This window comes from Tunturiibacter gelidiferens, from assembly GCF_014201335.1.
Lineage (GTDB): Bacteria > Acidobacteriota > Terriglobia > Terriglobales > Acidobacteriaceae > Edaphobacter > Edaphobacter lichenicola_E.
This window is the reverse complement of record NZ_JACHEB010000011.1, coordinates 113,579-137,405: the sequence shown is the minus strand read 5'-3', so window position 1 is coordinate 137,405 and position 23,827 is coordinate 113,579. Positions and strand designations below refer to the sequence as shown.

17 protein-coding genes are annotated in these 23,827 nt (G+C 57.8%); 7 read left to right on the top strand and 10 right to left on the bottom strand.

Annotated features, from left to right (window positions below):
• Positions 1–449 precede the first annotated feature (449 nt).
• The 10 genes from HDF14_RS20435 to HDF14_RS20390 form a co-directional block, all read right to left on the bottom strand.
• A complete protein-coding gene (locus HDF14_RS20435) occupies positions 450–866 on the bottom strand; it encodes an EamA family transporter (RefSeq protein ID WP_183980383.1) in 417 nt (138 codons plus the stop codon).
• A 12-nt stretch (positions 867–878) separates the two neighbouring features.
• Positions 879–1,316, bottom strand: a complete 438-nt coding sequence (locus HDF14_RS20430) for an EamA family transporter (protein ID WP_183980381.1) — start codon at positions 1,314–1,316, stop codon at positions 879–881.
• Positions 1,317–1,353: 37 nt separating this feature from the next.
• Positions 1,354–2,400: an SIS domain-containing protein gene (locus HDF14_RS20425; RefSeq protein WP_183980379.1), complete on the bottom strand. Its 1,047-nt coding sequence runs from the start codon at positions 2,398–2,400 to the stop codon at positions 1,354–1,356.
• Between the two features lie 21 nt (positions 2,401–2,421).
• Positions 2,422–3,339: an ROK family protein gene (locus HDF14_RS20420; protein WP_183980377.1), complete on the bottom strand. Its 918-nt coding sequence runs from the start codon at positions 3,337–3,339 to the stop codon at positions 2,422–2,424.
• A gap of 5 nt (positions 3,340–3,344) precedes the next feature.
• On the bottom strand, positions 3,345–4,505 hold the full coding sequence (locus tag HDF14_RS20415; RefSeq protein ID WP_183980376.1) for an N-acetylglucosamine-6-phosphate deacetylase: 1,161 nt from the start codon (positions 4,503–4,505) through the stop codon (positions 3,345–3,347).
• Positions 4,483–5,244: a glucosamine-6-phosphate deaminase gene (locus HDF14_RS20410; RefSeq protein WP_260698448.1), complete on the bottom strand. Its 762-nt coding sequence runs from the start codon at positions 5,242–5,244 to the stop codon at positions 4,483–4,485. The genes HDF14_RS20415 and HDF14_RS20410 overlap by 23 nt, the downstream gene beginning before the upstream one ends.
• Before the next feature lie 37 nt (positions 5,245–5,281).
• Entirely contained in the window at positions 5,282–6,667 is a 1,386-nt protein-coding gene (locus HDF14_RS20405; protein ID WP_183980366.1) for an MFS transporter, read from the bottom strand.
• 46 nt (positions 6,668–6,713) lie between these two features.
• The gene (locus HDF14_RS20400; protein ID WP_183980364.1) at positions 6,714–7,808 is read right to left on the bottom strand and encodes a Gfo/Idh/MocA family protein; all 1,095 of its coding nucleotides are present in this window, start codon (positions 7,806–7,808) and stop codon (positions 6,714–6,716) included.
• Entirely contained in the window at positions 7,805–10,519 is a 2,715-nt protein-coding gene (locus HDF14_RS20395) for a hypothetical protein (protein WP_183980362.1), read from the bottom strand. Before HDF14_RS20395 ends, HDF14_RS20400 begins: the two co-directional genes overlap by 4 nt.
• A 236-nt stretch (positions 10,520–10,755) precedes the next feature.
• Complete coding sequence (locus tag HDF14_RS20390; RefSeq protein WP_183980360.1) at positions 10,756–14,100, bottom strand: TonB-dependent receptor; 3,345 nt, start codon at positions 14,098–14,100, stop codon at positions 10,756–10,758.
• Positions 14,101–14,255: 155 nt separating this feature from the next.
• Between HDF14_RS20390 and HDF14_RS20385 the strand changes: the two genes are divergently transcribed.
• The 7 genes from HDF14_RS20385 (at position 14,256) to HDF14_RS20355 (ending at position 23,819) form a co-directional block, all read left to right on the top strand.
• On the top strand, positions 14,256–15,050 hold the full coding sequence (locus tag HDF14_RS20385; protein WP_183980359.1) for an IclR family transcriptional regulator: 795 nt from the start codon (positions 14,256–14,258) through the stop codon (positions 15,048–15,050).
• Between the two features lie 51 nt (positions 15,051–15,101).
• Complete coding sequence (locus tag HDF14_RS20380; protein WP_183980356.1) at positions 15,102–16,910, top strand: glycoside hydrolase family 9 protein; 1,809 nt, start codon at positions 15,102–15,104, stop codon at positions 16,908–16,910.
• A gap of 154 nt (positions 16,911–17,064) precedes the next feature.
• Positions 17,065–18,090, top strand: a complete 1,026-nt coding sequence (locus HDF14_RS20375) for an NAD-dependent epimerase/dehydratase family protein (protein ID WP_183980354.1) — start codon at positions 17,065–17,067, stop codon at positions 18,088–18,090.
• Positions 18,090–19,142, top strand: a complete 1,053-nt coding sequence (locus tag HDF14_RS20370) for a dihydrodipicolinate synthase family protein (RefSeq protein WP_183980352.1) — start codon at positions 18,090–18,092, stop codon at positions 19,140–19,142. The genes HDF14_RS20375 and HDF14_RS20370 overlap by 1 nt, the downstream gene beginning before the upstream one ends.
• Positions 19,143–19,230: 88 nt before the next feature.
• Positions 19,231–20,178: a carbon-nitrogen hydrolase family protein gene (locus HDF14_RS20365; RefSeq protein ID WP_183980350.1), complete on the top strand. Its 948-nt coding sequence runs from the start codon at positions 19,231–19,233 to the stop codon at positions 20,176–20,178.
• Between the two features lie 18 nt (positions 20,179–20,196).
• Entirely contained in the window at positions 20,197–21,381 is a 1,185-nt protein-coding gene (locus HDF14_RS20360) for a Gfo/Idh/MocA family oxidoreductase (protein WP_183980348.1), read from the top strand.
• 101 nt (positions 21,382–21,482) lie between these two features.
• Complete coding sequence (locus HDF14_RS20355; protein ID WP_260698447.1) at positions 21,483–23,819, top strand: GH92 family glycosyl hydrolase; 2,337 nt, start codon at positions 21,483–21,485, stop codon at positions 23,817–23,819.
• Positions 23,820–23,827 lie beyond the last annotated feature (8 nt).

Below are 23,827 nucleotides of genomic sequence, written 5' to 3'. Positions count from 1 at the left end.
GGAACCATATACCTAATTGGTCATAGCCCCTTAGTGGTACTCACACCATCCGATTGCCTCACGAGCACAAGCCAGTTGTGCATCGATTTGGCACCAGTTATGGATAGTTTGCAACCTGGGAAAGGGGCGTTAGGTGCAACCTACCCAAAGAACAAGGTTCAATAATTGCGCTAGCTGTCCCGTCCTGCTCGCCGCAGTGATGCCAAAGGACATATCATCCTGAGGGCTGAGGTAGTCGGGGCGGCGTTCATCTTACCCCTAAGCAGGAGCAGATCGAGCTTATAAGAGCGAGTTTCCGCAATGCGTGGGGGGGACGCACTCAGACCGCCATCAAGGATGCCGCTGCACTGAGGAGCGGACTAGCAAAGCACAGGACTCGTAAGCAGCGAGTGTTAGGACAGATTGATCTGGCGGAGCGCCTGCCCTTGCAAGATATTCGATGGTGCGGTTCAGGCGGACAGCAGCACGACTGCGATTAGAGAGCAGGCGACTCCAGCCCATTGCAGACGGCTGACTGACTCATGCAAGATCAATGGAACAAGCACAATGACCACCACGGGATAGAGTGCCGTAAGTGGCGCGACGATTGACGCCTTTCCTCCGCCCTTGAGAGCTGCGAAGAGCGCCCAGGCACCAAGGGCGTTGAGCAGACCGCTAACGATTGCATAGGTTAAGTTGAGCTTTGTGTAATGCAGTACCGCAGGTCCTGGGTAGAAAAACGGTTCCAGGAGGAGAAAACCTACTACCAGCCAGATCAGCGACGACTCTGCGGAGATGTAGTTGGTTGAAAGTTTTTGAAGGATACCGACAACGCCCCACGCAAGCACGGTCAGGATGGAGTACCAAAGCCAGGGGGGAATATGCACGACGCAAACCTCCTAAAGGGAAAAGATGACGATGGCAATTGCGGCGAAGAACAGGCCGAGTGCCTGGATAGGACGAAAGCGCTCACGCAGGATCGTGATCGCGAGAACGACGGTGATCATGGGATAGAGCGCTGCAGCCGCAGTGATCAGGGTGGTGTTGCCGTTGGTGTGATACGCGGCGAAGAGCGCAAGGCCGCCGATTCCAGACAGCACGCCGTTGAGTATGCCGTAGGCGATACCCCGAGGACTCTTTTCAAGCTTCCCGCGGCGGGCAATCAGCAGTACTAGTCCGACGGGAACGGTGCCTATCGTGAACAGAAACTGCATCGTATCTGGGGGGATCTCTTGTGAGCCAAGTTTGGAGAGAAGCGCCCAGGCGCCCCAACAGAGCACGCAGATCATCGAGTACCAGAACCAGGATGCGTTGCGCATTTGTTTCAATAGGCTCATCGTTCCTCCTGTAAGTTCCCCTTCACCGCAAGACGTGTCATTGGTTGAAGCTGGCTTCGTCGACCGCCACCTGCGGCGCGTAGCGAAAACTTCCCGGCTCGATTCCTCGCAAAACCGCCAGTTGAAAGGCGGCCGCCTGCAAGGGAACTATCTCAAAGAGGGGTGCGAGGGTTTCGGAGACGGATGGGAGATCACACCAGCGTGCATCGCGGACTTGTGAGCCGGATGGGCCCATCAAGCGGATCTCGCCGCCAAATTGTACAAGGTCATGGGCCAAAGAAAGATTTAGATCCCGCGTAGGGCCCTGCGGTGCGAAGACGAAGCCGCGGAAGTTTTGATCGACGACCTCGACCGGACCGTGCCGAAAGGAGGCGATCGGCATCGCGACCGCCGAACTCTTCGCGACTTCATGAAAGAGCAGTGCACCCTCATGGGCGGATGCCAGAGAAGGGCCTCGCGCGAGCAGATACGGCGTTGCAGAGGGCGACAGAAAGGCGCCCCAACTGGTGAGAGTCTTCATGCTTGCCTCGACGAGAGAGGCGAACGAAGGCAGCAGTGTTCGAACCTCTTCTGCGGCGGCGTCGAAGGAGTCGGCAACAAGATTTCCCAACAGGTGCAGCGTGAGGAGGGTGCCGCTGTAGGTCTGGATTGCGACCATCTCATCATTGAGGCTGGCGATCGAGATGCTGACGTCCGCGGATCGGGACAACTGGCTGAGTGGCTCGTTGGTGACACCGATGATGGGCACCTTGCCCTTCATTTTTTCAAGCAGTTTCGCGATCTCAACGGACTCACCCGACCGCGAGACCAACAAGACGACGGCATCCTTCCAGGCGATGTTCAGGTAGTGCAGGAGTTCTCCGGCTTCAATCGCAACTGCGTCAAGCCCCAATGAGCAAAGGAAGTATTGGAGCGGGATGGAGGCGAACAGCGACGCGCCCATGGCCGTGATGACGATCTTTTTTCCAGAGCGGAGAAGTGTGGCAGCGTGCTTCATGGCCAGTGCGCCGTCTTTGCACTGATGGTGCAGCGTGCGGGTGAGTGATTCGGGCTGGGCGTGAATGTTGCTGGCTAGATTGGGCATGTTTCACCTTTTGTGAATTGTTCAGCATGATGGATTCCGAAGCAGCCATGACTGCGCCGCACCCAGCAAGCCGATGTCGGGTCCGAGCGAAGACAGCGTGATGGTGGTGTATTCAACGGGCACTTGCGTGCACAGGCTTCGCACTATCGCCCGAACATCATCGAGAAACAGATCACTGCTTCGCATCACTCCGCCTCCCAGGCAGATGATCTCGGGAACAAACAGGGTGACAAGGTTGGCCAGGCCCAGTCCGAGGTAGTGGGCCTCGCGTTTGACTGCACGAAGTGCGAGCGGATCGCCCTGTTGGGCAAGCCCGCATATCTCAGCAGCCGTCAGCAGGCCTCTGTTGGGATCGATTTCGGAGAAATACGCAGTCATCGATAGGCCGCTCGCAAGGCTCTCCCAGCACCCGGAGAGTGTGCAGTAGCAACGAGGTCCGGTGGGGTCGATGAGCTGGTGGCCGAACTCGGGATGGGAGCCGCGCACGCCGCGATACAGCTGGCCGCTTTGCACAATCCCACCACCGATGCCGGTGCTTATCGTGACATAGACAAGAGTCCCTGACGTCTGCGTTGCACCCCAGGCATACTCCGCAAGAGTTGCCGCGTCCGCATCATTCTCGACGACGACAGGGAGGCCAAAGCGCTCGCTAACGACATCGGCGAGATGACCCCCCTCCCACCCGGGCAACGTACCCACTTCACCAATGACGCCGGTTAACGGATCGAGTGGGCTCGGGCATCCAATGCCGATGCCGTCGATGCTGCCGCATTGATCGATTGCTGCTTGCAGCATTCGATGAATTCGGTCGACCGCGTCGTGCAATCCGCGCTTCGGCTGAGTGGGACACTCGCTGCGGTGAAGGATCTTTCCGTCATCACTAACAATGCCGGCGGCGATTTTGGTACCTCCAATATCTACAGCCCCGATGCGTCTCATCTTTACTATCTCCCCGGCTGCCTGCCGACTTCGGTGCGTGTATGGACTTGTTCTCCGGCCAGCCAGACATCCTCGATGAGGATCGAGTCCTGCCAGCGGAATCTGAGGAGGTCAGCGCGAGATCCGGTTGTAAGTTGACCTCGGCCTCCGGCAAGTTTTCCGGGATTCGTTGTGGCCATGGCCAGCGCCTCGTGGAGAAGCACGTCGGAGGTTCGGACGAGAGTGCTGATGCCTTGCGCGAGTGAAGCCGTAGCCCCCGCAAGAAGTTCGGAACCGAAGACACAGAGTCTGCCATCGGGCCGAAGCTCGACACGACCTCCAACGGGAGTGACGTAGGTACCTGGGGGCATGCCGGCGAGCGCGACCGAGTCAGATACGAGCACGCTGCGCTGCAGAGTTTTCGCGCGCAGCATTACTTTGAGAACGTCGGGTGGCAGATGGTGGCCATCCGCGATGAAGGTCGCGGAGACACGGTCGTCGGCGAGAAGGGACCAGATGGCATTGCGGTGCCGTGGGATCTCCGGCGCAATTCCGTTTCCAAGGTGGGTTGCAAGGCGTGCCCCCGCATCGATTGCGCGGAGTATCTCTTGAGGCGAAGCGTGCGTGTGGCCGATGGCAACATAGATTCCCTGTTTGACCAGCGTCGCGATATATGCGCAGGACTCTTCGAAATGCGGAGACAGCGTGACCATGCCGACGAGGCCGCCGGAAGCCTGCTGCCAGCGCTCGAACTCCTCAATCGAGGGTGGCCGCACGGTGTGGGCAGGATGGGCGCCGCGGTATCCGTCCAGCGGAGAGATGTGCGGACCTTCCACGTGAACAAACGGAATGCATGCGGCCGCGCGTGGATGGATCTGGCGCGCCTCGGCAATGATGCTGAGGGCGTGGCAGATCTTATCCTCCGGGGCGGTGATGATCGTCGGCGCGAAACAGGTGACACCACGGAACAGCATCGCATCGACCAGCTCCGTGATTGTGTCCGGCGTGAGTTGCGGCGAGTTCACATCAAATCCAGAGCAGCCATTGACCTGAAGATCGACTAAGCCGGGAGAGAGAAAGAGATCGCTACTTGCAGAGCTTTCTTCTACGCGCACAATTACACCCTCGTCGACGACAAGGGTGTAATTGTGTCCGCTTTGCGGATCACGTCCGGTTATGGTTGTCATGCTCATAGATCTCACGCATTGAGCTCGACTCATGATCGAGGTAAAGGGTGCACCGGGGGTGGGTGCGCAGGGCGGTTGCCGGGCAATCCCCGCTAATGGGCGCCTCGAGCGCATCCCGCACCGCAGCGCTCTTATGCCGGCCCAGCACACAGCAGAAGAGCTCGCAGCCTGCAAGAAGTGTGGGAATTGTAAGCGTGACTGCGCGGTGCGGCACGGCGTCGAGGGTGGGAAAACAACCATCAAGAACTTGCTGCTCGCGACACATCGTATCCAGCGTGACGACCTTGACGGGAAGGGGATCGTCGAGGTCCGCGGGTGGATCGTTGAAGGCAAGGTGGCCATTGGTTCCGATGCCGAGCAGAACGACATCCACAGGATCTTCGGCCAGGAGCGCGGCGTAGCGCTTGCACGCTGCTTCAGGATTGTTGCCCGGATCGATTGGCTCAAAGCGGGCAAACGGAAGGTGGCCGACGAACTCCCTTTTGAGCCAGTTGGCGAACCCCTGAGGCGCGTCAGCCGGCAGCCCGATGTACTCGTCCATGTGGAACGCAGTGATGCGGGTCCAGTCAATTTTTGGCTCCTGACGAAGGGCCGCGAGCATATCGCTCTGGCTTGGCGCAGCTGCCAAGATCAAACGAAGATGCGTCTTAATACGCAGACCTTCGCGTAGTGCTGCGCTGATCTCACCCGCAGCGAACCGGCCTAGTTCTGCACGGGATTTCGCTACGTGAACTTTCATGACGTCCTCCATGCGTCCGCTGCTTGAAACAGCCAGGTCATACGGTTGCGACACTCGGGGTACGGGAAGCGCCGAGGTGCGAATCGGGTTTCTTGATGTCATCCGGCTCGTGCCCCGTCGCGATGGAAGCAGGTTCAGCGCGTCCGTCGCGCATGATGTTGCGATAGATAAAGAAGACCACCAGCGCAACGGAACTCAGACCGAAACCGAACCAGAATGCGACGATGTAACTTCCGGTCCACTTAATCAGGAAGCCGGAGATAGCGATGACGGTGCCAGTGCTGAAGTTGCGCACGAGCGCAACTGTCGATGTGTAGGAGCCGGTATCTGCCTTGTCCATGGTCCTCCAGAGAATCGTGTCTCCTGCTACCTGCAACGGAAGGAAGAGGAAGTACAGCGACATGAGAAGGACGAGGCCGTGAGAGTTCGTAACATGGATCGAGCTGAGTACGAGTGTCAGCATAATCAACCACTGGATGCAGAGCGCGAGGTAGCTTCCGAAACGATCGATGAGCCAACCCGCCGGGTAGGAGAAGGCGACCTGCAACAGCAGTCCCCAGGAGATTGCGACGCCGGTATCACCGATGGTCAGACCGAGCTTGCTCTTCGCGTAGAACCACACCCACGTCTTGAAGATCATGGGAAATGAATTGAGCAACGCAACGGCGACGATGAGTACGAGGATTCGTTTGTCGCGGCACGCGATCTTGATGGGCGCCAACAGATTGAAGCTGCTCTTGGCCGGGTGATAGACCGGTGGCTCCTTGATGCGCCAGAGTGCGACCAACGTCATGCTGGTCATGACGGCGGCGGCGATGAAGAACACGCCTTTGGGATTGACGTCCGCCATCTTCGCTCCGAGGCGGGTCGATAGGAATCCGGCCATGCTGACGGTGATGGCGACCAGGCCGGAGACGCGTGCTAGAACTTCCTTAGATACACAGTCGATCGCGAGGAGCGGGTAGGTAGATGCTTTCATATCGTTGAAGAAAAAGTACGTGAGCATCAACGTGATGAGCATCCACTTTTGTGTAGACAACGGAAAGAGCACGAGCGCCACAGCGATGAATGGCAGTGACAGCAGCGTGTAGGGTGTGCGGCGTCCTAATCGGCTGGTGCTGTGGTCGCTCTTCCAGGAGAAGTACATAACCAGAAAACTGACTGCCCACAAATTTGCCGAGGTCAGCAGGCCAACACTCGATTCGCTGACACCGATCGCTTTGAGCCGCAGATTCATGAGCGGCTCGACGATGGTCATCGAGACCGACATGCCAAATTGCCCGAAGGTAATCCAAAGGACGTTGCTCCACATTCGCTTGCGGTCGGCGTAGAAGGCGTTGAGCGCGCTGTTCGTCGCAGAAGGCGGTGTAACCCCTTCTATGGCGGGTATCACAGTTTCCGCGCTCTTTTCGTCCTGCATCATTCATGCCTCCGGCCCAAACACAGCCTCATCTTCCTCAAGCTTTGGTTCATTTGAGTTCATCCAGGCGGACGGGACGCTTTTCAGCAGCCGATAGCTCAGCAGCAAAACAGAGTTGTGTCGTTTCCAGCGCATCGCGCGGGTTGATGCTGGGACACTCACCCTCGGCAACGCGACGCACGATGTCGAGAGCCTGGTCGTGTGTGTTGTGGAAGTAGGCGAAGTCATTCTCCGGATCCCAGGTCTCGTTCTGGATCCATTTGCTGGTTTGACCGTAGTCGTCTTCGCCGAACTCCCAGCGCTTAATCGTTCGCTGAAAGACATCCGTCTCGGCAGCACCCTTTTCCCCGTAAATCATGTAACGCAGCACATGACCGTCTCCGGTCTGTTGCGAGACTGCGTTCTGCAGTGGGTCTCCCTTGAAGCTGGCAGCGGGCCCCATCATGAAGGTGAGGTGACTGACGGCGCCGTTCTTGAAGCGGTAACTGCAGTGATAGTTGTCGTGGACCTCATAGTATGGAATCACGTTGGGAGCGCAGGTTGCGTACACTTCCTCCACCTCGTCGCCGATCCACCAGCGCACCAGATCGACATAGTGACTGAGCTTCTCCCCAAACATGCCGCCGCTGGTTTTGGAGGCAACCCTCCAGACATCGTGACGTCCCCAGGCGCTTGAGCAGTAGGTGCACTGCGTATTGAGCACACGGCCAAGGAGGCCGCGAGCGATCCAGTCCTTCACCGTGGTGTAGAGATGAGAGTAGCGCAACTCGAAGCCGATCTGAAGAAACCCGTTTGTTCGTTCGGCTGCTTCCACCATGGCTTGCGCGTCCGGAATGGTGGTCGCCATGGGCTTCTCGCACATTACGGCCTTCCCCGCCTCGAGTGCCGCCACAGTTAGTTCTCGGTGCGCATTGTTGGAGGCGGTGACAAAGACCAGCTTGATCGCCGGATCCTGCAGTACGTCTTCGAGCGCTGGAGCAGACTTCACCCCGAACGTCGCTTTCAACTCTTCCATGTGCTCTAGGTTTCGATCAAACACCGTGATAGCACGAACCCTCGAGCTGTTTTGAAGCGTACGTAAAATATTCTGGCCCATTTTTCCGCAGCCGAGAATGGCCACCTCGATTGCTTTTTCCCCGCTCATATTCCCGCCTCCGTGTCGTTTTTTTCAGCACCCGTTTTCTTGAAGGACGCACGGTGCGTATTCAGCGTCTTCCAACTTTCCTCTCCAATGTACGTCCAGGGAGCGAGGTGGAAACCAAGTGCATTTTCGGGATCAAGCCTCCCCTGCGCGTAGAGTGTCCCCGTGCCGTCGTCTGCGTCGTAGGTCATGTCGACGCGCAGGGCGAAGGAAATCTCACTGCTCCCGTGGCGCAGCCGGAGGAGACCGAGCGCAGTAATTTTTCGTGCTTCCTCATCCCACAACAGACATTCGCAGTCACACTCGAGGCCGAGCGCTTCGACAGTGCGATCGCCGAAACGGAGGTGGCCGCCTTGCGGCAGGTGGACAACACCGTCAACGTACGCGATCTCTCCAGAACGCGGACTGAGCGCCAGGAGAAATCGACCCTGCACCGCGGGCTCAGCAACTTCGAGGCGCCAGCGCCGATAGCGTGGAAAACGCCCTTCGCTGATGTCTTCCTGACCGGTGTTGTTCAGTCCGTAGATGTATCCCGGGACCCAGCGGGGTTCCTCCCCAACGACACGGGCGGATTCGGGACTCTCCAGGATCTGCACGAAGATCTCTCCTCGTTCGGCATCATCGAAGCCCTTACTGCCACCCTTAATTCCTGCGATCAGGTTTGCCTGACCGCCGGTGAGGCGATACTGCTGGCCACCAAGTTCGGTCACCGATCCAGAGCAATGAAGATGCGTGGCAAATCGTATCGGGCGCTCGCCTTTGAAGGCATCCGAGACAATAATCGCCGCTGTCTTTCGATCCAGCATAAATACTCTGTCGGCGTGTTGGACCTGGAGCCTCGGATCGAGCGCATAGGTGATGACGATGTGGGCGTAGATGAAGCGATCGCTGATGAGACAGCGACGAATGACGCCACCGCACTCCGGCGGCACGGCACCGTTCAGGTACTGACCGTTGGTGAGCGCGCCGCCGTCTTCGAAGCACATCGTGTTGGTCAACGCACTATTGAGACCATAGAGCCCCATGTTGATGTTGCAGATTACCGGTGCTCCGTCGACAGTGATCTCCAGCGCTCCCATCGACGGCGCGAACTCGCGGTTTTGCGGCATCAGGTGGAAGACAGCCTTGCGCCCCGCCTTTGGGCCACCACTCACCGACACCGCTATCGTGTGCTCTCCGCGAACCGAAGCAATGAGATCGCCAACATCTTTTGCAAACAGCGGCCGATCCGGGAAAGAGGCGATGGGGCCGGTAGACGGGGGAGCATAGAGTACGTCGAATATGCCCGGCACCACGTTGCCAGTGGCGCGTTTTTCTCTCTGGACAAACGCGCGATAGATCGAATCGATTCCTTGCGTAGGGTGGAAGCGGCAAAGAAACGCAGTGAGAAACCGATGCTCGCGGGTCCTCAGTCCACGTTGGAGTTCCTGACTATTCGGCACCTCGAAGCTGGCTAAGAGTGCCTCGCCAAGGTGATCGAGGAAAGGGCTTTTGTCGAGCTCTTCCCTCTTTCCGCCGAAGGTATGCGCAGCCGCGAGGTAGAGCACGAGGTGGAAGGGAAAGTATGTTGCCCAGGCCGCCTTGCCGCTGTCTGGAAAGAGAGTAAGGCTTTCGCAGAAGAGACCGTGGAAGAGAGGCAACGCGTGACGCGCGATCGCAAGCTCCTCGAAGAACGCCATGCAGGCGATGGCTGTACCGTTCCATGCGCCGAGCGAGTGCGGATCGATGGCTGGACAGCCCATGTAGCCGCGTTGCAGTAGTGTGAAGTCGTACATCTTGCCGATGTACTGCTCCGCCTTTGCAAGTATGGCGTGGCGTTCGGAATCGCCGAGCAGGGGCTGCAGATAGTCCCAACCCAGCGCGGTGAGGTAGAGCCGGAGGCTGATGCCGCGATCGTTATCACCGCCCATCAGCAGTGGATCGGGGCGGCCGCTCCAGGTCGGAGCATGCGCAAGTTCCAGTATCCGATCTTTGGCGCGCGTGCCGATCGCCGCATCGCCCGTGAGCGCGTAGAAGAGGCAGGCTAGCTCAAGTGTTCCCTGGCTGTTGTCCGTTAGGAAGACAAGCTCTTCAGTGGACAGCCGATTCTTTAGCTCCTCAAATTCAGCGGTATTTCGCCAGCGTTCGCGGAGCCGTCCGAGCTCATCGGCATGCAAGAAGATGCGTGGATGATTTGTCGTGGACGGTCTTAGAGGGGCGGGGTGTCGATCATCTTCGCGCAGTTCGAAGTACGCGAGCTTCCCCCAATCCATGCGAGTGCGGTCACGTTCGATCAACTCAAGGACGAGTTCGTTGACGCCATCCTGCGCTTCAAAGCCGAAGTCTGCCGTGAGACGTCCCTCGGCGATCTCCTGCGGGCCAGGCATAGAGAACCAAAGGCCACCCTTGAGGCTGCCATTGACGTAGGTGCGAACCATCGGGACGGCCATCACGTTGTGAAGGTGATCGAGATCCCACGGTCCTACGGGAACGCGCTTACCGTCGGGAACCTGGACCATATCGATCATCGCGGTGGCCATGTCGAAGGAGCCGGGTAGGGTGGCGAGTACGCCACGATAGAGGCCAGCTGTGAGAGAGAGGTGCAAGATGAGGCGATGCTTGTTCGCCTGGATGTCGGTCACGCGACCGGTCAGATCGATCAGCTGGACAGTATCATCGCCGCTGAACTGAGAGGCGATCGGTTTGAAGTAAGCGATGAGATCGCTGTTTATCATCTTCTCCGTCCGGCGCTCCAATCGCCCGGGAAACAGACGCCATGGATATTGAAAGGCTGTCGAGCGCATCGGCCAAGGCTATTTGCGAGTAAGCGAAGCCGCTGGAAGTCTACCCTACGCAAAGGCGCGGGATTCTAAAGAGAGACACGGCGCCGGACCTCGGTTTAGTGCTGCCGCCCGATAGCCAGACGCCGCGTGATTACAACTGATTGTTTCAGCCGGCGTGTAAGACCGGGTTAGAAGTTATATTTCAGTGCGAATTGAATATTTCGCGCTCCTTCTGACGTTTTGATCTGACCTATTGTGCCGCCATCGGGGTTCGCAATGTCGATGCCTCCGTTGCTCGGCGCGTCGAGAATCACGTGGTTGAAAGCGTTGATGAACTCGCTGCGGAACTCGATATTCTGATGCTCCGTGATGGCAAAGGTCTTGGCAAGGCTTAGGTCAATGTTCTGCTCGCCTGGGCCGTAGACCGAACTCACACTGCAGCTGCCGAAGGTACCAGCGCCGGGCTCCTGGTAGGAAGCGGGATCAAACCACCGGTACCCATAGAATCCGTTTCCGATAGTCTGCTTATGCAGTACACGCGGGGGCGCTATGCAATCCGGACGGTTCTGGAAAGAGTTGGTGCCAGAGTGGTCGCTATTAGAGCTAAGCGTAAGCGGGAAACCGCCGCGGAAGGTCGGTATCACGTTCACTTTCCAGCCACCCACAACAGCATCGGCGGCTCTGTTCATATTGCTGCCGAACTGCCTTCCGCGGCCAAAGGGCAGATCATAGATTACGTAGCCGGTGAAGACGTTCTTAGCGTTGTAGTAGCAGGCTCCGTTCTCACCCGACGGATTGTAGGTGTTCTGCCACCAGGCACTTGGCGCTGAAGATTGCCCGCCTTCCCCCCAGAATCCCTGCGAATCGGTCATGCAGCGAGACCATGTGTAGCTGAGCAGATACGACAGGCCGTGGTTTAGCCGTCCCTGCATCTGGGTCTGCAAAGCGTTGTAGTTCTGGTGTGCCTCGGCGAAAGTGCCGAAGATATACGCTAACTGATTAATTACTGGCCGGTTCTGTGCGAAGAATGGTGATGGGCTAACGACACCCGGCGAGTCCCACACAAGCTGCGTAAGCAGCTCTGCGTTGGTCAGGTGTGCAGTCGATTGCCCAACATATCCCACTTGAAAGACGGCCGACGGCGATAATTCGTGCTGCACGAACATACTCCACTGATTCGATTGTGCTGGCCGTACTCTCTTGTCCCACGAGTAGATGATGGCGCCCTTGTAACAGTTCGGCGCGGCGCTCTCCAAACCGGCAATCGTACATCCAGCAGGAACCGCGACCGGGGTAAAGCCCTGGTCCAGCGTCGTCGTCGGGTAGGCGAGGGCGCTGTAATTGGCGCTGGCCGCAATCGGCTGCGGCGGGTTACCGGGCAGACGAAGCCCCAGACCCGTGCCTTCCATGAACGACGACAATCCGTAAGCCGCACGAATCGTGGTCTTTGGCATCAACTGGTAAGCCACACCGACGCGAGGCTGGTAATTCCCGACGCCGTTGTACGAGTTGTAGAGCGCGCGGCTATTGCCGTTTTGGCCGGGCAATTCGAAGATACCGGTCTGCGGGTCCCAGTTGACCTGGTCGTTGTGGGCTTCGACAAAAGGTGTGTGTGTCTCATAACGGAGACCGAGATTGAACGTCAACCGATCGGTCACCTTCCAGTCGTCCTGAACGAAGCCGGCAAAGACGTTGTTGCGCTGTCCCCACACCGAGCCTAAGTTGCCAACACCAACATTGGTGGGCAAGCCGAGCAGGAAGTCCGTTTCGGGGCTACCTGAGTAGGTGGTATTGAAGCCAAAGCTTCCGGCCTGTCCATTGCTGCCATTGAACAAACCATTGGTACGGATCCGCCATCCTTGGAAGCCAAAACGCATGCTGTGCTTCCCACGCACCCAGTTCACTACATCCGAATATTGAATTGAGGTGTCGTAGTTGTCGGTAACGCTGTCCTTGGTGCCAAAGTTACTCACATACCCGCCACTGAACCCCATGGCGGGAAGGAAGCTTGTCGTCAAACCAGGAATCTTAAACAAGCTAGTCGCGTCTCCTGAAAAGTTTGACGTGGTCTGGTTCTGTCCGACCCTGACGTAGTTCACACCCAGACGCGCATCGTTTAGCAAGGTTGGAGATATTGTCCGCGTGTAGCCGGTGACAAAATTCCACGTCGAAACCAAATTGTATGGGTTGTAGTCGAGGGCAAATGAGTTTACGGTCGGGACCGTCATATCGGAGTACGAGAAGCGACCCATGAAGTGGTCCTTAACACTTGCGGCGTAATCCAGACGGCCATCCCCCTGGTCGCTGTCTGTCTTGACGGCAGTCGTGTTGTGCGCGTTCGCCTGCAGCAAGCCATTGATCGGCGTTGGGTAATACTGCGAATTGATAATGGCCAGAGCTGACTGGCTGAGGCTGTGTTGCGGAATGACGTTACCGGGGAAGGGTAATCCAGTTTGCGGATCCACGATCGTCTTGCCCGCCGCCACCAGTTCAGAGACGTCGCCAGTACGCTCCTTCGTAGTAAATACAGAGATGGTGGATGTTGTCCTGGGAAAGTCAAACCGCTCGCCCTGGTAGTCGGCAAAGAAGAAGAGCTTGTTTTTCAAGATTGGGCCGCCGATTGTGCCTCCAAACTCGTTCCAGCGCAGCTTCTGCCGGGGAATGATGCTACCCGGGATCAGCTTATTCATCCACTGGTTCGCGTTGAGCACGTCGTTGCGGAAGAACTCGAAGGCGGTGCCATGGAAGGAGTTTGTGCCTTCCTTGATCGAGGCGCTGATCACGCCGCCCATGTAGTTTCCAAAGTCGGCAGGAGCATTCTGCGTGAGGACGCGGAACTCCTGGATTGCGTCAGGCTGCGGGGAGTATGCAACGTAATTACTTCCGGCATCGTTATTATCCATGCCGTCGAGCAGGTAGCTGTTCGCATCGAAGCGGTTTCCGTTGATCTCCGGACGAGCGACCTGTCCAGCATTTTGGCCACTCTGAAATCCTGTGGGCTGAACAGTCACAGCACCGGGTGTCAGAAGCGTAAGCTGCAGGTAGTTGCGGCTGGCCAGCGGCAAGCTGACGTTAGTGCGCGCGTCGATGACCGTGCCGACATCGGTCGTATCGGTCTGCAAGAGTGGCGCCTCACTCGTTACCTGTACCGTTTCGCTGGCCGAACCCACGACGAGTTTGATGTTCACCGCAGCCACTTGATTGAGCTGCAGTTCAATCGGCGTCTCCACTGCTGTCCGGAAGCCAGGAGAGACTACGCGAACCTCGTAGCGCCCGACCGGGAGCCGTGTAATGGTGTAAAAACCTGACGCATTGGTATGGGTCGGCCAAATCGTGCCGCGGTCCAGATCCTGAGCCTTGATATCGGCATTCGCCACGATTCGACCAGTTGGATCGGTGACGATGCCAGTGATGGTCGCGGTCACTTCCTGCGCGAACGCAGAAGACCCGGAACAACAGACTGCCAGGATAAAAACGATCAAGGCCCGAACGCCTGAGTGCCTCTTCACCAAACGCGAATGCGCAGTGTTCATGGTTTTCTAGACCTCCCTATCGATGATTGCGAAACCGGGGCCTATCTGATCGAAATGCAGTGTTGTTCCGCATTACGAAACAAATGTTTGTAATGCGGATCAACTTAATCGAACTTGCGTTGCGCTGTCAAGACATATCGTGAGAGTGTTGCTACATGAAGAAGGCATCCACGGCCATGAGCTCCACGCTGCGTTGCCTCAAAGTTTTGGAATTGCTGGCCGAGGAACCGTTTGAACTGTCGTTCACCGACCTTGCTGCGAAACTTGAAATTCCAAAGGCGTCCGCGCATCGACTCTGCACCACTCTCATCGAAGCGAATCTCATCGTCCAGGAGCCAGTGACCCGACGATACATGCTCAGCAGCCATGCGCTATGGGTCGGCTCCGGATATCTTCGCCATTCCCCCATCTACAGGGCCGCGTTTTTTCCTATGCAGGAGCTCGCTCGCCAGGTACCGGGCACGGTGCAACTTGGCGTGCTGGACCAGGACTACGTGCTGTTCATCCATTCCGTCGGATACTCCGGTGCGCCCCATGCTTTCGCGGATGTGGGCTTGCGCCGGCCACTCAACGCCACCGCTTCCGGAAAGATATTTCTGGCGGGCATGTCGCAGGAAGACGTCGAGCGCATCATGGCGAAGAGCGCGGAAAAATACACCAGCAGCACCATCACCTCGATCGTAAAGATGAAACAGGAGATTACGCAGGTGAGGAAGATGCGCTACGCACGCAACGTGGAGGAGCTTTTGCCGGGTTACTGGGTGCTGGCCGCAGGTGTGGGTAGACAGGAAAACAGCCCCGCGGCTGCTATCAGCCTTACGCTCCCGCTCGGAGAATTTTCTCCTGAAAATGAAATCACGATCTCAGCCTTGGTCACGGATGCTGCGCGTAAAGCGTCTCTACAGCTTGGCCCTAATGGAGCGGGGCGAAGCATGGGAACATGGCCGTAGATCGCCGGCGGCGATAGCACGATCGGATCCCGATCATGCATAGTGGTGAGCATGCGACTCAGTTTAAGTCATCTCGGGTACCTGCCCAATAGCCCCAAGACCCTCACGCTGCTTGCAGAGGGCGCCGAGGATCTCCCGGACACGCTGCCTTTTTTTCTTCGCCAGAATTGTCTCCGCCTGCCTCGCCAAACTCCACGTCTGACGGGCTTTTCCGAGCGCTTCCCTGCACCCTACGACCTGATGAAGGGACGGCTCGAGCCAGTTCCCTCCAGCGCTGTGTTCTACAAGGGCGAATTGCGTCGCACAGACACTCGCTGGGGCAGGTTATGGCAGGCAGACTTCAGCAACTTCACCACGCCAGGCAGCTACCAGATTGAAACTGACAGCCAGATCTCTCCACCGTTTGCCATTCGCGAGCGCTTATACGATCGCATCATCCTTGGCTATCTTACGTTCCTGAAAGCACAGCGATGTGGCTGCGCGATCTTTGGCGTGCATGCCGCATGTCATCTCGATGACGGGATTCTGGATGTTGATGGCTCACCGCATGATGCGACCGGCGGCTGGCACGATGCAGGGGATTTTCGCAAATGGCTTGCTTTCACGCTGCCGCACATCGAAGCTCTCTTGAGCATCCGCGAACACTGCGAAGAAGATCTTCGGCGGGGAGGCTATGCATCGGACGCGCTGCTGGAGGAGCTACGCTGGGGCAATCGCTTCTTTCATCACATGATTGCAGCCTCTGGACAAGTTCACGAAGACGTAGCAGGTGGACGCGCTCCTGCAGGAAGTAAGCTCAGTTACGAACACGATTGGTGGTTTGAGAATCATCCGGGCTGCTTTGGCGACGCCAGCGATAACCGATGGACCGACAACATCGCACGCTCCGGCGATGAGCGCACGATCCGCACGACTTACAACCCGCTTGTGCAGTGGAGCTTCGTGCAGATGCAGGCGCGGGCGGCCCTGCATCTGCCGGCTAACGAAGCACGGGAGTGCGCCGCCATGGCAAAGCGCGCCGCCGACTACGGCACTCGGCGCGGACACGATGGACGCACCTTGTTCCTCGCAGCAGAATTGCGTGCTCGGCTGGAGATGCGGATTCTTCACGAAGCTGCTGATGATTCTGGCCCACTACTCGCGGTTGCGCAACGGCTGCTCGACCGGCAGGTGATGCACAGAGACGGACTTGCCGGCTTCTTCCTCGAAGAGGAAACAGCCAAAGATGCTTTCCGGTCGATCGCCTTCGCCGCCGATCCAGCCTTCGCACTGCTGCGGCTCTGGGAGTTGCGTTCGAGATTTGATTCCGATGCGCTCGCGGAGCAGGCACGTACAGCAGTGATTGAATACGTGGAACGCTATCTGCTTGCCGACAGCACCAGCAATCCATTTTCGCTGACTCCCTACGGCGTCTATCCGAATCCTCCACATCCCGAGCGCCAGCTCTTTCGCGATGCCGGAGCGGGTTATGGGATCCGCACGTTCATGCACCCATTCAACGCGCAGGGCATCGTGCACGGAACAAGTTCCGTGCTGATGGCGCACGCTCACCTGCTGGCGCGGGGGGCTGTGCTGCTCGACCGACCACAATGGCGTCCGGCGGCCGAACGACTGCTGCACTGGTGCCTAGGACACAACATGTGCAACCATTCACTCTTTACGGGGATTGGCTATCGTCAACCCGTAGGATATTCGTTCCGCGTACCCCAATTGCCCGAAGCTATGGTTGTCGGTTTCATCGGACGGCCGGACGATACACCCTATCTGGAAGAGTCGACGGCCATTGAGTGGAACACCCTTGAGTACTGGAGCGTGCCCTATCAACAAGCGGCGCAGGCAGCGGTGTGGCTGCGTCGCTGAATGCTCCGAGTGCTTGACAGGCAGACAGCCGCCTAATACTCTTTATCCGTTATTCAAACACGGTGTTCGCATTTCGAAACTATCAACCGTATCTCAACCAACGCAGAGGTGAGAGAATTTTGTCCCAAAACCTCATGTGGAGTATTCCCTACCGATGATTTCGCCTAAATCGGAGCCAGAACTCGATCGATCGCTGACACAGCCGAATGCCGCCGACATCGCGTTTGCGCGACGGATCGAGGGAGACACGATCGTTTTGGGGGCTGGCGGAAAGATGGGCCCCACTCTGGCCAAGCGTCTCCATTTGGCCCTGCGTGAAGCAGGCAGCAACGCGCGTGTTCTGGCTGCCTCGCGCTTCCAGTCTGCCAGTGCCGTCGCTGAACTTCGCGATGCGGGCGTAGAGACCCTTAACTGCGACTTCCTCGACACCGCCAAAGTTCAAGCACTTCCGCGCGTGCCGAATGTGCTGTTTCTGGCTGGCCGAAAGTTCGGCTCCGCTGGTGATCCTGAGCTTACGTGGGCTATGAACACCATCGTTCCAGCGCACGTGGCGGAGCAGTACCGCGATTCGCGCATTGTCGTGTTCTCGACCGGGAACGTTTATCCATTCGTCACCCCGGAGCAAGGCGGCTGCGTGGAAACCGATGCGCCGGCCCCGCGAGGGGAATACGCTCAGTCGTGTCTTGGCCGCGAGCGTGTATTCGAGTATTACTCCAAACAGTATCAGACGCCTTGTCTCCTCTTCCGGCTCAATTATGCAATCGATCTGCGATACGGCGTGCTGGTCGACATCGCGCAGCAGGTCTACGCGGGTAAACCGGTGAATCTCTCTGTGCCCGCGGTGAACGTGCTTTGGCAGGGCGATGCGAACTCGTACGCAATGCGTTCACTGGAGCTTTGTACTTCACCGGCACGCAGTCTCAACGTGACCGGACCTGAAACAATCCAGGTTCGTCGAGTAGCGGAGTTTTTCGCAAAACGCTTCGATCGCGAGGCGTTCTTCAGCGGCGAGTCGTTGGGGGTCGCGCTGCTCAACAACGCAAGCGCCTGTCATGCCGCACTGGGATATCCCGAAGTGACCGCGGATCAACTCATCGAGGCGGTCGCCATCTGGGTGGAGTCCGGAGGCACGACCTTGAATAAAGCAACCAAGTTTCAAGTTACGGATGGAAAGTTCTGATGTCGGATAGCACCCAGGAATTTCGCGCTCTCCTGCAGCAGGGTCTAGTGATCCCCGCACACCCTCTGGCTTTGACAGAGGATCTCCGTCTCGATGAGCGACGCCAGAACGCGCTGACTCGTTACTACTGCGAAGCAGGCAGCGGTGGCGTAGCCGTTGGGGTTCACACAACGCAGTTTGGGATTCGAGACAGCAACGTCGGACTCTTCGAACCGGTGCTCGAACTTGCAATGGAGGAAGTGCGCGCCTTCGAACACCGCACGGGCAAGCGACTCGCCAAGATTGGCGGGATCTGTGGCGACACGCGCCAAGCATGCGCCGAAGCTGCCACGATCCGCAAACTTGGTTACGACGGCGGCCTGCTGAGCTTAGCCGCTCTCGCTGATGCTTCCAATGCGGAACTGATCGAGCATTGCCGGGCTGTTGGCGACAATGTCCCCATCATCGGTTTCTACTTGCAGCCGGCTGTTGGCGGGCGTCCGCTGAATGCTGCGTTCTGGGAAAAGTTTGTAGAGATTGAATCCGTCGTCGCCATCAAGGTGGCCTCTTTCGACCGGTATCAAACAATGGAAGTTCTGCGCACGGTCGCACACAGCGGTCGCGGCGACGAGATCGCCCTCTACACCGGGAACGATGACAACATTGTTGCCGACCTCCTTACCGAATTTCGCTTTGGCGATCGCACTGCCCACTTTGTCGGAGGCTTGCTAGGTCAATGGGCCGTGTGGACGAGCCGAGCCGTCGAACTGCTGCAGACTGTTCAGGAAGTGAAGCGCAACCGCGCGCGGCTCGACACTGTGCTGGCACGAGGTGCTGAGATTACCGACGCCAACGCCGCCATTTTTGATGCCCGACATGAGTTTCGCGGCTGCATCCCCGGCATTCATGAAGTTCTGCGCAGACAGGGGCTCCTCGCTAACCGCGCTTGTCTTGATCCCCACGAGTCGCTCTCGTCGGGGCAGTTGGAGGAGATCGATCGAGTCTATGCAGCGTATCCTTTGTTGAATGACGATCAATTCGTCGCAGAGCACCTGGACCGTTGGTTGTCCTAGCGATTCGGGGTCATCTCGCAGATCCTGTCGTTGATAACTTTCAATCGTACTGCGAGCGCGATTGCAACCAGCAGACCGAGTAGGTGCCATGAACGAGAAGACGATTGCGACAATCGCGCTCAGCGACCAGGGCTTCGCCGATTTGCAGGCAGTGCTTCGCGAGGCCGCCCACTGGGTTGAAGCCGCATCCGTACAGGGGGCGGACTTGGCCGTGCTGCCTGAGACGGTCAACCTGCTGCATCGATCTGCACACGACGCTCCTCCTGAACATTTCGCTCTCGAGGACTGGCGAACTGAGACAGCCATTCTCCGCGAAGCCGCGGCTAAACATCGGATATCGCTTGTGCTTCCACTGTTGGTGCGCGATGGGGCAAGTCTTGCCAACCGATTTTATTTGCTTTCACGTGATGGATCTGAGCTCGGCTTCTATCAGAAGCAGGTTCCCGCCACGGGCGAGCGCCTGGCCGGCGTTCAGCCCGCGCACAATACGCCGCTTCGTTGGGAGGGTCTTACGTTGGGCGGAGGCATCTGCATTGATGTCTACTTCCCCAACAGCGTCTTCGATCCGCAGATGGAGGCTGGAGCGGATCTCTTTGTCATCCCCAGCATGACACCGGCAGGAGCGTTCTTGGATTCTTGCGCAGTTCTGTATGGTGTTCCGTTCGTGCTTGCCTATTCGCCCTGGAGTCGCATCCTCGATCGTGATGGCAAGGAGCTCGCGGCGGGCGGCTTCCGCTCGGAGACGTTGCGCGCCAGCTTGGGTTCGCCGATGCAGCAGGCAAAGATCAACTTCGATGCGGTAAGCCTCTTCGCGGACTTCAATGGGGAAAAAATTCTGGCTCTGCAGCGGCATTACGGCCCCAAAGTCCGCGTTCGTTTCGATCAGTCGAATTGCCTTTTCTTTGTGGAGTCGCGCTCGGTCGACCTTTCCATCGGCGAAATTATGCGAGAGTTTGGTCTTATCTCGCGCCGAGACTACTTTGCTCAGCTTGACCCTGAAATGGCTACACGCTCCTCTGCCAAAAATATTCTCTGAAGGAACAGCACACTCATCGTGACCAGCCTCGCTGAAAATCGACCTCTGCACGTTGCCGTCATCGGTTGCGGCTCTGTTGCTCGCGCGCAACATATCCCTAACATCGTTCAATCTCCGAGAATGGTTTTACATACCTGCGTCGATCTCGATGACGCCATCCTTGCTGAGTGCCGGGACGTCTTTGGCGCGTTGCATATTCGCAAAGACTTCGAAGGATCTATCAACGATCCTGAGGTTGACATGATCTGCCTCGCGACCACGGAAAAGCTTCGGCTCCCCGTGATCGCTCTCGCCGCGAAGGCCGGTAAGGCTGTCTACGTCGAGAAGCCACTGGCGACAACCCTCGAAGAGATGCGCGAGATTCAGCGCGTGGTGATCAGTGCGGGCATACCGTTTTGCGTTGGCCACAATCGCCGCGCCAGCCCCGCAATGCTCGATGCACAACAAATTTTCCGCCAGCACATGACCCATCCGCAACCGTGCCCCTGGCGCTGGCGGCGCGAAGGCGACCATCTTCCGGCTCTTCCGGACGATGGGGTTCCCTCCGTTTCCGTACGCATCAACGATGACTGGTACAGCTGGAAAGGTTGGGTCTTCGACAAGTCGCAGGCACCTCACGGTCCCATGCTCTTCGAGATGACGCACTTCACCGACGTCTGTAATTGGTTCCTTGCGGAAGAGCCCGCGGAGGTAACCGCTGTCGCAACGGGAATGCTTAACCTCGCCGTCATCGTCCGCTATCAGAGTGGCGCGCTGGCAACGATCGTACTCGGCAACAACGGCACTATGGGCTATTGCAAAGAGCTTTATGAGTTCATGGGGAATGGGGCCTATCTCGCCGTCGATCAAATGCTGGAAGTGCGCACGGTTGGAATCGGAGGTGCTGCAGCAAGAACAACCTACCCCGTGGTGCACGACCGTCATCCGCAGATCGGTGTAGAGGGCGGCGTCCCGGGTTGGCTTGCCAAGAAGCGTGTCGCATGCGAAGAGGCAGTGGCACATAACGATCCTGTCCTCCAGTTCACAGCTGAGCCCGACAAGGGACATGCCCACGCGCTGGAGCGGTTCGTCGATCAGATGCTGGGCATTGGCCCCGAAGTCTGCGGCGTCGACGCCGCTGTGCTGGCGACGCTTGTTGCGTTTGCTGCTATCCAGTCGGCACGCGAAAGGAGACCCGTTGCGCTTGCAGAAGTTGGGTTTTGACGGCGCATTCAACGACACCGCCTTTTCGTGATGATGCGGTCTCCTTCGATGTTGGAACCGAATCGAGGAACGTTAGCTTTCTACGCAGCAGAAAGGTCCGAATGCGAAGAAGGACGAAAATTTGGTCGTGCGCGGCCGGGGCACTCCTTGTCTTACTGTTAACACTATGGATGGACACGTCGCGTGCGCAAGACGCGCCTTCGGCCGCGCCGCCTGTAGACAGCGTCCATCCCCTGATCGGCACTGGCGGCGATCCGGACAATGGCGCCAACCTCTACCCCGGATCCGTCAGACCGTTCGGCATGGTTCAGCTCAGCCCAGATACCGAAGATCATGGGTATGGCTATCACACCGTTCAAAGTTGGATCAAAGGCTTCAGCATGACCCACATGAGCGGGGTCGGATGCGCAAACCAGGGCGATGTATTCTTTACCGCGACCACCGGCCCTATCGTCACACAGGTCTCGGACTATCAAACACCTTACTCGCACAGCTCAGAGAGCGCGTCCCCCGGCTACTACCAGGTCCAGCTTCTGCAATGGGGCATCCACGCCGAGCTCAGTGCTACGGAACGAACCGGCATTGCGCGATTCACCTTCCCAGCTCACCAGGTCGCCAACATCCTGGTGCCCATCAGCCATACGCTGAACAACACGGCTGCAGCGTCCATCCGCGTCGTCGGCGACCGCCGCATCGAAGGCTTTGTCGAGAACCACCTCTTCTGCAACAGGACACCGACCTACAAGGTGTACTTTGTGATGGTGTTCGACAGGCCGTTCACTTCCTTCGGCACCTGGTTCGGTAAGTGGGTCGACGACCAGGACCGCGGTGGCACTGTCGCGCCAGGAACACGCTCAGCCGAGCAGACCAGCCACGAGCAATCAACCGGCGCCTACGCAACGTGGGCGCCGGAAGATCATGCGCAGGCAGTTACGGCCAGGGTCGGCATTTCGTATGTCGATATCGCAGGCGCGGATAAGAATCTGCAGTCAGAAGCTCCCGAGGGCGACTTCACCAGCATCCGTCAGGCCGCCACGAGTGCATGGAACAAGGAGCTAAGCAACATTGAAGTCTCAGGCAGCTCCGCAAAAGATCGCACGGTCTTCTATACCGCGCTCTATCACAGCCTGCTCATGCCCTCGCTCTTCGACGACGCCGATGGCCGCTACCTCGGCTTCGACGGAAAGATCCATATGGTCCCTCCCGGTCACCATGTCTACACGAATTTTTCCGGTTGGGACATCTATCGCAGTGAGATTCCTCTGCTTGCCATGATTGAGCCGCAGCGCCTGCAAGACATGGCGCAGTCTGTCGTCTTGATGTACCTGCAAGGTGGCTGGATCGATCGCTGGCCGCAGATCAATCTCTACACAGAAGATATGGTTGGCAGCCCGCTCTCCATCGCGCTCACAACGACGTACCTTGACGGACTTCACGGCTTCGACATCCATACTGCCTGGGAAGCCATGTTGAAGGATGCCACCGAGGCTCCTCCGCCCGGCCATCCCTACGTCGGAGAAGAAGGCATCGACTGGATCAACAAGCTCCACTATCTTCCTGCCGACAAGGTGACGTACGGCTCGGTTGCGATGACCCAGGAATACTCACTCGCCTACGCGTCTCTATTTCGTCTCGCGGCCGCGCTCGGAAAAACTACAGACGCCCAGCGCCTGTACGACCGCGCGCTAAATTATCGCAACCTCTTCGATCTCGAAGACAAGTTCTTCCGCCCACGCAATGCCGATGGTACCTGGGTGCAAGGATTCAATCCCGCGCAGGATAGTCACGGATTCGTCGAAGGCACCGGCTGGCACTACCGGTCGTTCGCTCCTGCCGACCTCGGCTGGTTGGTGAAGGCATTCGGACAAGAACGATTCAACGCAGCCATGACGGAATTCTTCAACTATTCCTCGCCTGGATGGTATGGGCAGTATTACAACCCCTACAACGAAACCGACATTCAGGCGCCGTTCGTCTTCAATTTTTCCGGCCAGCCGTGGAAGTCGCAAGAGGTGGTTCGGCGAGTCCTGAAGGAAAACTACACGGACGCTCCTGACGGCGTCCCCGGCAACGACGATTGCGGAGCCATGTCGTCATGGGCTGTGCTCAGTATGTTGGGCATCTACAGCGTGGACCCGACAAGCCTCGCCTATCAGCTGGTAAGCCCGGTCTTTTCGAAGGCCGTAGTGCATCTGCATTCACCCTATCCGGGAACGACCTTCACCATCACAACCAGTGAACATCCTGACACGACGCCATACATTCAGAACGTCACGCTGAATGGTCTCAAACACTCCCAAAACTGGATCGCTTTTCACAACATCACGGACGGCGGCACGTTGCACTTCGACCTTGGCACTGCTCCCGATCGACACTGGGGTGCAGCTCCTGAAGACGCACCTCCCTCGCTCAGCGACGCTCTGCCCGTAACCCAGTAGCGCATCAC